Consider the following 13,013-nt stretch of genomic DNA (forward strand, 5'->3'; position numbering starts at 1 on the left):
TTTTCCGCTTGCGATTCATTTGTCGGAGCAATAATTAGTCCGAGTAATTCACGCATGGCCAAGGGCCAGCTCCAGGGAGGATATCTGACATGGCCCTCAAGCCGATCGTAATGGGTTCCGCATCGCTCTTCGCGCTGATGCTGGCTGGCGCTGCCCAGGCCCAAACCGCCCCCGCAACGCCGCAGGCAGCGCCCGAAGACGATGTCGCCGACATAGTCGTAACCGGCGTCCGCGCCTCGATCGTCGGCGCGCTCAACGTCCGCCGGGAATCGACCCAGATCGTCGATTCGATCGTGTCGGAAGATGTCGGCAAATTGCCCGACAATAATGTCATCGAAGCGCTCCAGCGCGTGACCGGCGTACAGGTCACCAACCGCACCGGCGGCGAAGCGGCTGGCATTTCGATCCGTGGCCTGCCCGACGCATTGACCACGCTCAATGGCCGCAACATCTTCACCTCGACCGGCCAGTCCTTTTCGCTGCAGGATATTTCGGCCAACCTCGTCAACCGGGTCGATGTCTACAAGACACGCTCGGCAGATCAGATCGAAACCGGTCTGGCTGGCCAGGTCGACGTACAGACGCGCCGCCCGTTCGATTTCGATGGCTTCGCCATTTCGGGCCTGGCGCGCGGCATTTATAACGAGCAGGCCGACACCTATAATCCCAACGTCGCGCTACTGGTCAGCGACCGCTGGGAAACCGGCATCGGCGACATCGGTATCTTGGTGAATGGCAGCTACACCCGCACCAAGTTCCGCGACCAGACCGTCACGGCGGGCGCGCTGGTGCCGTTTGCTACAATGACGCCTGCTGACGGCACGGGTCTGGACCCATTCCAGCGGATATTCCCGGCTGGTCGCGATCCGGTCACCGGCGCATTTGCGCAAGTTCCTGGCCAGGGCGCGTGGATTCCTGGTCTCGACCGCGGTCTTTCGACGGCAGCCGGCGCAACGATGCCTGTCAATGGCGTCGAGACACCCTATTATCTGTCGCGCGACGCCGCGTTCAGTTCCGACCTTTATGGCAAGCGCGAGCGCCCCTCCTTCAACGTTGCCCTGCAATGGGCGCCCAACAGCAGTTCAGTCTATACCGCCGAAGTCTTTTACGCCGGTTTCCGCGGCGAAACCTTCAACAGCCTACAGTTCAGCTTCGTGGATTTCTGGGCCGATCCGCAGGCACCTGTCCTGTATGATGGCACCAACATCGTAAAGTCGCGTACCGCCAATTCGGTGTTCGGCTTCAACAGTGGCGATTTCACCAAGAGCAAGACCGACAGCTTCGTCTATGCCCTGAACGGCAAATGGGACTTGGGTGATCGTGGCAAGATCGTCGGCGACATCGCCTATCAGACCAGCAAGGTGCAGACATCGTTCATCGCTATGCGCACGACGCGCGTAGCGGACACGATCAACGTCGATTTCAACGCGGGCGGCGGCATTCCGTCCTATCATTTCGGTGACGACAGCCTGTTGAACGATACCAGCATCTGGAACGTCGCCGAATTTTACGACAATGCCAATCGCGACAAGGGCAGCGCCATCACCGGCACGCTCGATGGCTATTATACCTGGGATGAAGGCTTCATCCGCCAGATCAAGGGCGGCATCCGCATCGACCAACGCCGGGCTTCCACCGCCCTGCGGACACAAGACCGGGGCGGGCCGCTCGTGGGGACCACCCTCGCGGGCCTGGGCGAAGATGCGGCCTTCACCAACAAGGATTTCTACCAAGGTCGCGCCGATGTGCCGACCAGCTGGACGCTGGCCAACGGCTATTGGTTGAACGCCAATGCCGATACGGTACGCGGCCTTTATGGGCTGGCTACGTCCGACCAATTGTCGTTGCAGAAGACCTTCGACATCGATGAAAGCACCATCGCCATGTATCTGCAGGCCGATGGCGAGATTTCGATCTTTGGCCGCCCGCTGAAATTGCAGGCTGGTGCGCGTTATGTGACTGTCGATACCGATTATAATTTCTTCGACCGCTATAATGCAGGGGCGCAGACCAGCGTCTCCTCCGGGTCCGATCGCTGGCTGCCGAGCTTCACTGCGCGCTATGAGATTTTCGACAATCTGCGCCTGCGCTTCAACTATGGCGAAACCCTGCGCCGCCCCAATTTCGGCGACATCAACCCCAATTATAATCTGACTGGCGATCTGACGAACCTGGGTTACGGCAGCGGCACGGCAGGCACGGCGGACCTCGCCCCCACCCATTCGAAGAATTTCGACGTGGCGGTAGAATGGTATTTCGACCGCAACAGCGCGATCACCGCGACGGCGTTCCGCCGCGAAATCCAGGGTCTGGTGGTACCGCTCACCATCCAGGAATTCATCCCCAACAACGGCATCGAAGCGGGCGCGACCAATAATTTCGCCATTACCCGGCCGGTCAACGCATCGGACGGCGTGCTCAAGGGCGTGGAACTGGGTCTGACCTACTTCCCCACCTATCTACCCGGTCCGCTCAACGGCCTTGGCTTTGTGGGCAGCGTGACAATCCTCGATTCCAAGCAGAATATTCCACAGTCGGACTCGGCGGGCAACATTGTCGGCCAGGCAACCTCATCCTTCTTCGGCGTGTCGGACCTCAGCTACAATGCGACGCTCGCCTATGATAACGGTCCGATTGGCGCGCGCCTGTCCTATATCTGGCGCAAGGAGTTCCTGGCGAACAACGAAGCGCGCCTGTTCGCCAACCCGATCGGCGTATGGCGCAACCCGGAAAAGAGCCTGGATCTCCAGCTGACCTGGAATGTCAACGATCGTCTGGGCATTACCTTCGACGCGGTGAACCTCACCAAGTCCAAGCAGCAAACCTATTATAAGTTCGAAGATGTAGGCGGGCCGGAACAGTTCAACCTCGGCACCACCCTGCTCTCGCGCACCTTCGCGCTGGGTGTCCGCTATACCTTCAAGTGAGTGCCCATGGAGCGCAGCGTCTCCTCGCTGCGCCCCATGATATGGCGGTCGTTCCGGGTTCCTCTCCAACCCCGGAACGGCCGCCATTTTTGTTTGGAGCGAGGGTGAATGGCGGGGTCGCCCCGCCCCGCAGCGCGGCAGTCGCGCCATTTTCCCCTTGCCCCGGCGGCGATCCCATGCACAAAGGATGCCAACTGGCGCGGGCGGTTCGCCGTCCGGCCGCAAGGATGGACCCATGCACGACGTCACCACCCAGGAACGGCCCACCGCCCCTCGCCCCCCCGTCCCGCACGAGCTGGGCGATGGCCTGTCGGTCATCTCGATCGCCAAAAGCTACGACAATCGCGTGGTGTTGTCGGACGTATCGCTGACCGTCGGCAAGGGCGAAGTCGTCGGCCTGCTTGGCCCCAATGGCGCGGGCAAGACGACCTGCTTCTATTCTGTCATGGGCCTTGTCCGGCCCGATCGCGGCCGCGTGCTGCTGGACGGGCAGGATATTACCAGTCTGCCCATGTATCGCCGCGCCATTTTGGGCCTGGGTTATCTGCCGCAGGAAACCTCGATCTTTCGCGGCCTGACCGTCGCGCAGAATATCAGCGCGGTGCTGGAAATGGCCGAGCCGGACAAGGCGTCGCGCGCCGCGCGGCTGGAGCAATTGCTCGATGAGTTCGGCCTGACCCGGTTGCGCGATTCGGCGGCGATGGCGCTGTCGGGGGGCGAACGCCGCCGGTGCGAGATTGCGCGCGCGCTGGCCGCCAATCCCTCGATCGTGCTGCTGGACGAACCGTTTGCGGGCATTGATCCGCTATCGATCGCCGATATTCGCGACCTGGTGAAGCAGTTGAAGACGCGCGGCATCGGCGTGCTGATCACCGACCATAATGTGCGCGAGACGCTGGAAATCGTCGATCGCGCCTGCATCATCTATGACGGGCAGGTGCTGTTTACCGGCAGCCCGACCGAACTGGTCGCCAATGCCGACGTCCGCCGCCTGTATCTCGGCGAGAATTTCTCGTTGTGATGTAAGATGAAGCGGGGGCATTTTCTTTCTGAGCCGCACCGGCCCGCCCCCCCACCCGGCCTCCCACAGTCTAGGCTGGCTAGGCGTCCGGGTAGGGGTACAAGCCGGTGCGCCCGCACAAGGCGCGCTTCCTGATGGTGCTGGGTCCACGCCTCGACATTCGGCAGAGCCAGTCGCTCGTCATGACGCCGCAGTTGCAGCAGGCGATCAAGCTGCTGGCGCTGTCCAATCTGGAGATCGAGGCGTTCGTCGCGGGCGAACTGGAGAAAAATCCGCTGCTCGAATCGGGTGGCGGCGATGATAGTCCGCCGCCCGCCGACGGCATCGACCGCGAGCTTGAGCGCCCGACGCTGGCCGCCGAAACCGGCGCGAGCGACGATTTGATCGCGCAGGGGCTGGGCGGCGCGGACAGTCCGCTCGACGTCGATCATGGCGCGGATACGTTCATCGACGATGGCCCCGGCGACCGTATGGCGAGCGCGCTCGGCGCTGGTGGCGGCGGCATGGACGCGATGACGGGCGGCTATGGCGACGAAGCGCCGGATTTCGACAGTTTCGCGGCGCCCGGCGCCAGCCTGCAGGAACATCTGATGGATCAGGCGCGCGCGGCGCTATCGGGCGTGGACCTGATCGTCGCGGCGCAATTGATCGGCCAGATCAGCGAGGCGGGCTATCTGGAGGCGGACCTGTTGCAGACCGCCCATGCGATGGGCCTGCCGCTGGTCGAGGTCGAACGGGTGCTGGGCGTCATCCACAGCTTCGACCCGACCGGCATCGGCGCACGGTCGCTGGCCGAATGCCTGGCGCTGCAGGCCAAGGAAGCCGACCGCTACGACCCGTGCATCGCTCGCCTGCTCGCCAATCTCGACCTGCTGGCCAAGGGCGCGCTGCCCCAGTTGCGCCGCATCTGCGGGGTGGATGAGGAGGATATGGCCGACATGATCCGCGAATTGCGCGGCTATGACCCCAAGCCTGGCCTTAAATTTTCCAGCGACCGCGCTGCGCCGGTCACGCCCGACCTGTTCGTGCGGCCGACCGCCGAGGGGTGGAGCATTGAGGTCAACAGCGCCACCCTGCCCCGCGTGCTGGTCAACCGCAGCTATTATGTCGAACTGGCGACCGGCAAGCAGGACAAGAATGCCAAGGCGTGGCTGGCCGATTGCCTGGCCAGCGCCAATTGGCTGGTCAAGGCGCTCGACCAGCGGCAGAAGACCATCATCAAGGTCGCGAGCGAGATCGTCCGCTGCCAGGAGGATTTTTTCCGCAAGGGCGTGGCGCATTTGAAACCGCTGACGCTGCGCACCGTCGCCGACACGATCAAAATGCATGAATCGACCGTCAGCCGGGTGACATCGAACAAATATCTGTCCTGCCCGCGCGGGCAATATGAGCTGAAATATTTCTTCACCAGCGGCGTGTCGAACGCGGAAGGCGACGGCTCCGTCTCGGCCGAAGCGGTCAAGAGCCATATCAAGACGCTGATCATGGCCGAAGAGCCGCAGGCCATCCTGTCCGACGACACGCTGGTCGAGCTGTTGCGTGCGCGCGGCATGGACATAGCCCGCCGCACCGTCGCCAAATATCGCGAGGCGATGGGGATTGGATCGTCGGTGCAACGGCGGCGGCAGAAGGCGCTGAAGGGGAAGGCGGCCTGATCCCCATGTTGTGAGACCAGGCCGAAGCGCTGTTTATCGCACCAGCAGAACGGGCGCGTGGACGGTGCGGATGAGGGTGGTGGTGGTGCTGCCAACGATCAGGGTGCGGAGCGGCGAATGACCGTAGGCGCCCATGACCAGCAGCGCGTGCGGCGTTGCGGCCATCCGTTCGGCGATGGCATCCTCCGGTTTGCCGGGCAGGATCGTCGCGGTGACGGATGGGCTGGCCGATAAAGCAGTGCGGGCCTTGTCGAGTAGGGTGCGATGCTTGTCGTCGTCGGGGCCGACCGTCACGACCTGGATCGGCAGCCCGGCGAACAGGGGCGAGTTGGCGACCCGTTCCAGCGCGCGGTCGGCGGGTTTGCTGCCGTCATAGGCGAGGACCACGGATTGCGGGGCTTGCAACGCGCGGGAGGCGATCAGAACCGGTTTGGCGCTGGCGCGCACGACGCGCTCGATCTTCGAGCCGATATGGTCGGTCGCAAATTCATGGCTCGCGCCGCGCTTGCCGATGACGACGACGCGGGCATCCGCTTCCCGCTCGATGATCGTTTCGACGATGCCGCCATGTCGGTGCAGCGGCGCGATGGCGGTGGCCCCGTCGGCGCGCAACCGATCGGCCATAGTGGCGAGCAGCACGCGGCCGCGTTCGATCTGAAGCCGGGAGTCGGCTTCCTCCAACTGCGTCAATTCCTCCAGCAGTTCGCTCTTGGCCCCCAGGCCGATCGCGCCGCTCAGGTCATGGCGCTGCGCCACGGCATCGCGGCGCTGGACGACATGGAGCAGTTCGACCGGCAGATCGAGGCGCTTGGACGCCCAGGCGGCGAGGTCGCAGACGCTGGCCGCATAGGCCGAGGCGTCGATACAGGCGAGTATCTTGGTCATGGCGTCTCTCCTCAATGCGCGCCGAGTTGCGCGTCCGCACCCGGCTTGTCGTGAATGGCATAGCGTTCGACCATTGCGGCGCTGGCGTCATTGAGGCCGATCACCTCGACCAGCGTGCCTTCGCGACGGAATTTCAGGATCGCCTTGTCGAGCGTGCCGATCGCCGAAATGTCCCAGAAATGCGCGCCGGTGACGTCGATCACGACACGGTCGAGAACCTCCTTATAGTCGAAGGCAGAGGTGAAGCTGTCCGACGACGCGAAGAACACCTGGCCCGCCACGCGATAGGTGCGCGCATTGCCATCGACCGATATTTCGGAGGTAACCGTGAACAGCCGCTTGACCTTGCTCGCGAAGAACAGCCCCGACAGGATGACACCCGCCAGCACGCCCTGCGCCAGATCATGCGTCCACACGACGATGACGACGGTGGCGACCATGACGACCGAGGATTGCCACGGATTGGTCCGCAGATCCTTGATCGAGCGCCAACTGAACGTGCCGATCGATACCATGATCATCACCGCGACCAGCGAAGGCATCGGGATCTGGGCCACCAGTGGGCCAAGCACCACGATCAGGAATAGCAGAAACACGCCCGATACGAAGGTGGACAGCCGGGTTGAGCCGCCTGACTTCACGTTGATGACCGACTGGCCGATCATCGCGCAGCCGCCCATGCCGCCGAGGAATCCGGTTGCGAAATTGGCGATGCCCTGGCCCTTCATCTCACGGCGCTTGTCCGATCCGGTGTCGGTCAGGTCATCGACGATCTGCGCCGTCATCATCGATTCCAGCAGGCCGACGGCCGCCATGGTCAGCGAATAAGGCAGGATGATCTGGAGCGTTTCCAGCGTCAGCGGGACGTTGGGGATGAGGAAGGCCGGCAGGGTCGAGGGCAGTTCGCCCATATCGCCCACCGTGTTGACGTTGAGCGCGCCATAGATGGACAGGATCGTCAGGATGACGATCGCGACCAGCGGCGAGGGCACCGCTTTGGTCAGGCGCGGAAAGAGGTAGATGATGGCGAGGCCACCCGCGACCATCGCATAGGTGACCCAGGTGACGCCCATAAGCTGCGGCAATTGGGCGATGAAGATGAGGATCGCGAGCGCATTGACGAAGCCGGTGATCACCGAGCGCGACACATATTGCATCAGCATGTCGAGCCGCAGGAAGCCTGCGACAACCTGGATTATCCCCATCAGGATGGTGGCGGCGAACAGATATTCAACGCCATGGTCGCGGATCAGCGGCAGCACCAGCACCGCGATGGCGGCGGTGGCGGCGGAGATCATGCCGGGGCGACCACCGACAAGGGCGGTGATCACGGCGATGGAGAAGGAGGCGTAGAGGCCGACGCGCGGATCGACACCGGCGATGATCGAAAAGCCGATGGCTTCGGGGATCAGCGCCAGGGCGACGACGATCCCGGCGAGGATGTCGGCGCGCGGATTGGCGAGCCATTCGCGTTGCAGCGAGGCGATGGATAGCATTTGAAAAAACCTAGATTGGCTAGCGGGGCATCGCGTGTGTGCGCGGAAACGCTCAAAACTCGGAAAAGCGAAGCCCAAATTCGCTAATGGTTATCCCGGGGATAGGCGCCGGGCCGAGCCACCCGGCGAGGCCGGGTCCAATGGATGCGGTCGCCTTATCCAAGATGCAGGAGCGGCGCAAGAGCGGCAGGCCGATCCCCATATCAGACCGATGTCGCCAGCCCGGCCTTTTCGACATGGGTGGCGACAGGTTCGTTACGGTCCTTGCGCTCCGAATAACGGTCCACCAACTGCTCGGCATGGGGCCGCAGCAGGACGGTGAAGCGGACCAGTTCCTCCACAACATCGACGATGCGGTCATAATAGGGCGATGGCTTCATCCGTCCGGCGTCATCGAACTCCTCATAGGCCTTGGCGACGGAGGACTGGTTGGGGATGGTGAACATCCGCATCCATCGGCCAAGGACGCGCAGCGTGTTGATGCTGTTGAAGGACTGCGATCCGGCCGACACCTGCATCACCGCCAGGGTGCGCCCCTGTGTCGGGCGCAGCCCCTTATAGGCCAGCGGCAGATGATCGACCTGCGTCTTCATGATGCCGGTGATCTGGCCATGGCGTTCGGGACTGCACCAGATCTGCCCTTCCGACCATAGCGAATGGGCGCGCAGTTCATGGACGGCGGGATGATCGTCGCCCGCCACCTGATCGGGCAGCGGCAGGTCGCGCGGATCGAAGATGCGCGTTTCGCAGCCGAAAAATTGCAGCAGGCGCGCGGATTCCTCGACCACCAGCCGCGAATAGGAGCGCTCGCGCAGCGATCCGTAGAGCAGCAGGATGCGCGGCGGCGGATCGAGAGCGCCCAGGCCCTGCGCGGGCCGGCGATGGGCGTAATCCGGGTGCAGCGCAGGCAGATGGTCGGGATCGGCCAGCGGGCGGAGATAGGCGAACGGCACCGTGTCGCTCATGCAGCCTCCTCCGCAAAGTGCGAGCGGGTGCGGTTGGCGGAGGCGACCAGCGAGAGCATCACCGGCACTTCGACCAGCACGCCGACGACGGTCGCCAGCGCCGCGCCGCTCGACAGGCCGAACAGCCCGATCGCGACCGCGACCGCCAGTTCGAAGAAGTTGGACGTACCGATCAGCGCGCACGGGGCCGCGATCCGATGCGGCACCTTCCAGGCGAAGGCCCAGGCATAGGCCAGCGCGAAAATGCCATAGGATTGGAGGATGATCGGCACCGCGATCAGCGCGATCAGCAGCGGCTGGCCGACGATGGTTTCGGCCTGAAAGGCGAAGAGCAGCACCACCGTCGCCAGCAGGCCAATGATCGACCAGGGTTTGAGCCGGGCGGTGAAGGCATCGACCGCTGCCAGATCGCCGCCATGCGCGGCGATCACCCGATGCCGGGTCAAAGCGCCAGCCGCAAGCGGGATCACGACATAGAGCAGGGTCGAGAGCAGCAGCGTTTCCCATGGCACGACGATGTCGGTAACGCCGAGCAGCAGCGCGACGATCGGCGCGAAGGCGACGATCATCACCAGGTCGTTCACTGACACCTGCACCAGCGTATAGGCCGGGTCGCCGCGGGTCATCTGCGACCAGACGAACACCATCGCGGTGCAGGGCGCTGCGCCTAACAGGATCAGCCCGGCAATATATTGGTCGGCATCGCCGCGCGGAATGAGGCCGGCGTAGAGATAATCGAAGAACAGGACGGCGAGCGCCGCCATGGTGAAGGGCTTGATCAGCCAGTTGATGACGATGGTGATGATCAGGCCGCGCGGCTTGCGGCCGATGTCGCGGATGCTGCCGAAATCGACGCCGACCATCATCGGATAGATCATCGCCCAGATCAGCACCGCGACGATCAGGTTGACCGAGGCTATTTCCAGCCCGGCCAACATCGCAAAGGCACCGGGCGCGACATTGCCCGCTACGATCCCGACCGCGATCGCGAGCGCGACCCAGAGTGACAGCCAGCGTTCAAACAGGCCGAGCGGTGAGGCGGAAGTGGTGCTCATGGTCAGGCGCTCCCGACCGAGGCCGCTACGCGATGTCCTGCCGCATCCACCACCTGCTCGCCATCTTCCTTGGCGAACGCGCCTTGCTGCGCCGCCGGGAGAATATCCAGCACGGCTTCGGAGGGGCGGCAGAGTTTGACGCCCAGCGGCGAGACCACCAGCGGGCGGTTGATGAGGATGGGATGCGCCATCATCGCGTCGATCAGTGCCGCGTCGGACAGGCTGTCATCGTCCAGCCCCAGTTCGGCAAAGGGCGTGCCCTTTTCGCGCAGCAGGGCGCGCGGCGTCATCCCCGCGCGGGCGATCAGGCTTTCGAGCAGCGCGCGCGAGGGCGAGGTTTTCAGATATTCGATGACATGCGGTTCGATGTCGGCATTGCGGATCATCGCCAGCGTGTTGCGCGACGTCCCGCATGCGGGATTGTGATAGATGATGATGTCGTGGGTCATGCGTCGGCTCCCGCCTGGGCGCTGGCACCCTCACTCTGGCCGATTTCCTTGAGCTTGCGCTGCTTGGCCATATCATTGAGGGCGTCGAGCGGCAGTTCGAGGAAGAGCGTGATGCGGTTACGCAGATAGCGCAGCGCGGTGAGGAAGGCGTCACGTTGCCCCTCCCCCTCGACGGCGGCCGGGTCTTCGATGCCCCAATGGGCGGTCATGGGATGACCGATCCACACTGGGCAGGCCTCGCCCGCCGCATTGTCGCAGACGGTGAAGATGAAATCGAACTGCGGCGCGCCGGGCGCGGCGAACTCGTCCCAGCTTTTCGAGCGCATGCCCTCCGTCTCAAACCCCAGACCCGACAGGACGGACAGCGCCATGGGATGAACCGCGCCCTTGGGCTGGCTGCCCGCGCTCCAGGCGCGAAACCGGCCCGCGCCCAGCTTGTTCATCAGCGCTTCGCCCAATATCGAGCGGGCCGAATTGCCGGTACACAGGAACAGGACATTATAGACTTTGTCGGTCATGCTGGGGCTCCTTCGGAAACAGCGTCGCACGAAATGGAAGAGAGAAGGCCAGCACACAGGTTCGGGTCGCCCTGGCAGCAATCGGCCATCAGAAAGCCGAGCAAACCCTGCATTCCGGCATAGTCGGCGGCATAATGGATGAGGCGGCTGGTGCGCCAGGAGGTGGCGAGGCCCGCCTGTTCCAGCTTTGCCAGATGATGCGACATGGTCGATGGCGGCACGTCCATCGCCTCCGCCAAGGCACCCGCGATCATGCCATCGGGACCGGCCTTTACCAACAGGCGGAAGACCGAAAGGCGGGTGTCCTGTGCCAGCGCGGCCAGCGCCGCGACGGCCTTGTCCTGATCCATGGCGAGTCCTTACTTCGATAATCATCGAAATATGGCGCGAGACCGGACCCGTCAATGATATTTCGATAGATGTGAAAATATAGGCATTGTGTAGCACCTCTGTCATGATTGGATGAAAGGGGGTGCGGCAAAGGAGTCTCTTCATGGTCGTTGCCCGTCGTCTTGCCCGTTCGTCCGTTCTTGCCTTGCTGATCGCGGCCAGCCCGGCGCTGGCGCAACATGCCACCACCACCGACGCCTATCGGGCGCAGGCGATGGCCGAACTGGAACGACTCAAGGCGGACGCGCCGGTCGTCGGCAAGGCGCGCAACATCATCCTGTTCATCGGTGATGGCATGGGCGTCAGCACGCTGACGGCAGCGCGCATCCATCAGGGCCAGCGGCAGGGCGTGGACGGCGAATCCTTCGTGCCGACCATGGATCGGCTGTCCAGCACGGCGCTGGTCAAAACCTATTCGCATGACGGGCAGGTGTCCGATTCCGCGCCGACTGCGACGGCTATCCTGACCGGGGTCAAGACCCGTAACGGCGTCATCGGCGTCGGCCCGGAAGTGCCGGAAAATGATTGCGCGGCCAGCAAGGCGCATCGCCTGCCCTCGCTGTTCGGCTTTGCGCAAGATCAGGGCATGGCGACCGGCGTGATCTCGACCGCACGCATCACCCATGCGACGCCGGCCGCCACCTATGCCCACACCGCCCAGCGCGACTGGGAAGCCGATGGCGACTTGACGGCCGACGCCCGCGCGCAGGGCTGCATCGACATTGCCCGGCAGATGGTCGAGGGCGACGTGGGTGCCCGGCTCGACCTGATACTAGGCGGGGGCCGCGCCAACTTCCTGCCGACCACCGCGCGCGATCCTGAATATGCCACCATCATGGGCAAGCGCACCGACCGCAAGGATCTGACCAAGGCCTGGCAGCGCCGCAATCCGCGCGGGGCCTATGTGTGGAACAGCGCGGACTTCGCCAAGGTCGACCTGACCCGCACGCCGCGCCTGCTCGGCCTGTTCGAGCCTGACCATATGCAATATGAGGCCGACCGCGCCAAGGATGCGGGCGGCGAACCGTCGCTGGCGGACATGACCCGCTCGGCGATCACCATGTTGGGCAGCCGCGACAAGGGCTATGTGCTGCTGGTGGAAGCGGGCCGTATCGACCATGCCCATCATGCCGGGAACGCCCGCCGCGCGCTGGAAGACACGATCGCCCTTGATGAGGCCGTGAAAGTCGCGATGGACATGACCGATCGCGCCGATACGCTGCTACTGGTCACGGCCGACCATAGCCATACCTTCGCGATCAGCGGCTATCCCGGCCGGGGCAACCCGATCCTGGGCGCGGTGACCAATGGCGGGCAGGCGCTCAAAGCTAAGGATGGCAAGGGCTATACAACGCTCGGCTATGCCAATGGCCCCGGCGCAACGATCGACACGCCACGCGCCGACCCGCTCCAGACTGATACCACCGCGCTCGACTATCGGCAGCAGGCGCTGGTGCCGCTGGGGTCGGAAACACATGGCGGCGACGATGTCCTGGCCCGTGCGTCAGGGCCGATGGCGCATCTGATCAAGGGCACGATCGAGCAGCACAGCCTCTATTATATCATGCGCGATGCGCTGGCTGGGCCGACCGCCGAATAAGGGTCAGGTTTTCGCGCCAGCAACAGGTTGCACGATGGATCATGCACGATAG

General features: G+C 63.7%; 11 protein-coding genes and 1 other annotated feature. Of the genes, 4 read left to right on the forward strand and 7 right to left on the reverse strand.

What is annotated here, in order from left to right; all coding sequences use genetic code 11:
• Positions 1–89: 89 nt before the first annotated feature.
• From BSY17_RS09840 to rpoN, 3 genes are all read left to right on the forward strand, one after another.
• Positions 90–2,927 (forward strand): TonB-dependent receptor, encoded by a 2,838-nt coding sequence (locus BSY17_RS09840; RefSeq protein WP_069065384.1) that lies wholly within the window; start codon positions 90–92, stop codon positions 2,925–2,927.
• A 235-nt stretch (positions 2,928–3,162) separates the two neighbouring features.
• Positions 3,163–3,948: an LPS export ABC transporter ATP-binding protein gene (gene lptB, locus BSY17_RS09845; RefSeq protein ID WP_069065385.1), complete on the forward strand. Its 786-nt coding sequence runs from the start codon at positions 3,163–3,165 to the stop codon at positions 3,946–3,948.
• A gap of 134 nt (positions 3,949–4,082) precedes the next feature.
• Positions 4,083–5,603, forward strand: a complete 1,521-nt coding sequence (gene rpoN, locus BSY17_RS09850) for an RNA polymerase factor sigma-54 (protein WP_069066892.1) — start codon at positions 4,083–4,085, stop codon at positions 5,601–5,603.
• Between the two features lie 33 nt (positions 5,604–5,636).
• Here the strand turns inward: rpoN and BSY17_RS09855 are convergent, their stop codons facing one another.
• The 7 genes from BSY17_RS09855 to BSY17_RS09885 form a co-directional block, all read right to left on the reverse strand.
• Positions 5,637–6,488 (reverse strand): universal stress protein, encoded by an 852-nt coding sequence (locus BSY17_RS09855; RefSeq protein ID WP_069065386.1) that lies wholly within the window; start codon positions 6,486–6,488, stop codon positions 5,637–5,639.
• Between the two features lie 11 nt (positions 6,489–6,499).
• Entirely contained in the window at positions 6,500–7,984 is a 1,485-nt protein-coding gene (locus BSY17_RS09860; protein ID WP_069065387.1) for a SulP family inorganic anion transporter, read from the reverse strand.
• Positions 7,985–8,072: 88 nt separating this feature from the next.
• Positions 8,073–8,126: a sequence feature (sul1 is cis-regulatory element that is thought to sense ions involved in sulfur or methionine metabolism; They are found in Alphaproteobacteria), on the reverse strand.
• A 61-nt stretch (positions 8,127–8,187) separates the two neighbouring features.
• Entirely contained in the window at positions 8,188–8,949 is a 762-nt protein-coding gene (gene arsH, locus BSY17_RS09865; RefSeq protein WP_069065388.1) for an arsenical resistance protein ArsH, read from the reverse strand.
• Complete coding sequence (gene arsB / locus BSY17_RS09870) at positions 8,946–10,004, reverse strand: ACR3 family arsenite efflux transporter (protein ID WP_069065389.1); 1,059 nt, start codon at positions 10,002–10,004, stop codon at positions 8,946–8,948. Before arsB ends, arsH begins: the two co-directional genes overlap by 4 nt.
• Positions 10,005–10,006: 2 nt before the next feature.
• The gene (gene arsC, locus BSY17_RS09875; RefSeq protein ID WP_069065390.1) at positions 10,007–10,453 is read right to left on the reverse strand and encodes an arsenate reductase (glutaredoxin); all 447 of its coding nucleotides are present in this window, start codon (positions 10,451–10,453) and stop codon (positions 10,007–10,009) included.
• Positions 10,450–10,971 carry an arsenate reductase ArsC gene (locus BSY17_RS09880; RefSeq protein WP_069065391.1) on the reverse strand — a complete coding sequence of 174 codons (522 nt, stop codon included), beginning with the start codon at positions 10,969–10,971 and terminating at the stop codon, positions 10,450–10,452. The genes arsC and BSY17_RS09880 overlap by 4 nt, the downstream gene beginning before the upstream one ends.
• Positions 10,968–11,321, reverse strand: a complete 354-nt coding sequence (locus tag BSY17_RS09885) for an ArsR/SmtB family transcription factor (RefSeq protein WP_069065392.1) — start codon at positions 11,319–11,321, stop codon at positions 10,968–10,970. Before BSY17_RS09885 ends, BSY17_RS09880 begins: the two co-directional genes overlap by 4 nt.
• Before the next feature lie 143 nt (positions 11,322–11,464).
• Here BSY17_RS09885 and BSY17_RS09890 point away from each other — a divergent pair, with 143 nt between their 5' ends.
• Positions 11,465–12,961 carry an alkaline phosphatase gene (locus BSY17_RS09890; RefSeq protein WP_069065393.1) on the forward strand — a complete coding sequence of 499 codons (1,497 nt, stop codon included), beginning with the start codon at positions 11,465–11,467 and terminating at the stop codon, positions 12,959–12,961.
• Positions 12,962–13,013 lie beyond the last annotated feature (52 nt).

This window comes from Sphingobium sp. RAC03 (assembly GCF_001713415.1).
GTDB lineage: Bacteria > Pseudomonadota > Alphaproteobacteria > Sphingomonadales > Sphingomonadaceae > Sphingobium.

Bases quoted from the DNA above. Each gene is read 5' to 3' on its own strand.
- arsB (WP_069065389.1), bottom strand. From the start codon at position 10,004: ATGAGCACCACTTCCGCCTCACCGCTCGGCCTGTTTGAACGCTGGCTG.
- arsH (WP_069065388.1), bottom strand. From the start codon at position 8,949: ATGAGCGACACGGTGCCGTTCGCCTATCTCCGCCCGCTGGCCGATCCC.
- BSY17_RS09860 (WP_069065387.1), bottom strand. From the start codon at position 7,984: ATGCTATCCATCGCCTCGCTGCAACGCGAATGGCTCGCCAATCCGCGC.
- BSY17_RS09840 (WP_069065384.1), top strand. From the start codon at position 90: ATGGCCCTCAAGCCGATCGTAATGGGTTCCGCATCGCTCTTCGCGCTG.
- BSY17_RS09855 (WP_069065386.1), bottom strand. From the start codon at position 6,488: ATGACCAAGATACTCGCCTGTATCGACGCCTCGGCCTATGCGGCCAGC.
- BSY17_RS09885 (WP_069065392.1), bottom strand. From the start codon at position 11,321: ATGGATCAGGACAAGGCCGTCGCGGCGCTGGCCGCGCTGGCACAGGAC.
- BSY17_RS09880 (WP_069065391.1), bottom strand. From the start codon at position 10,971: ATGACCGACAAAGTCTATAATGTCCTGTTCCTGTGTACCGGCAATTCG.
- lptB (WP_069065385.1), top strand. From the start codon at position 3,163: ATGCACGACGTCACCACCCAGGAACGGCCCACCGCCCCTCGCCCCCCC.
- BSY17_RS09890 (WP_069065393.1), top strand. From the start codon at position 11,465: ATGGTCGTTGCCCGTCGTCTTGCCCGTTCGTCCGTTCTTGCCTTGCTG.
- arsC (WP_069065390.1), bottom strand. From the start codon at position 10,453: ATGACCCACGACATCATCATCTATCACAATCCCGCATGCGGGACGTCG.
- rpoN (WP_069066892.1), top strand. From the start codon at position 4,083: ATGGTGCTGGGTCCACGCCTCGACATTCGGCAGAGCCAGTCGCTCGTC.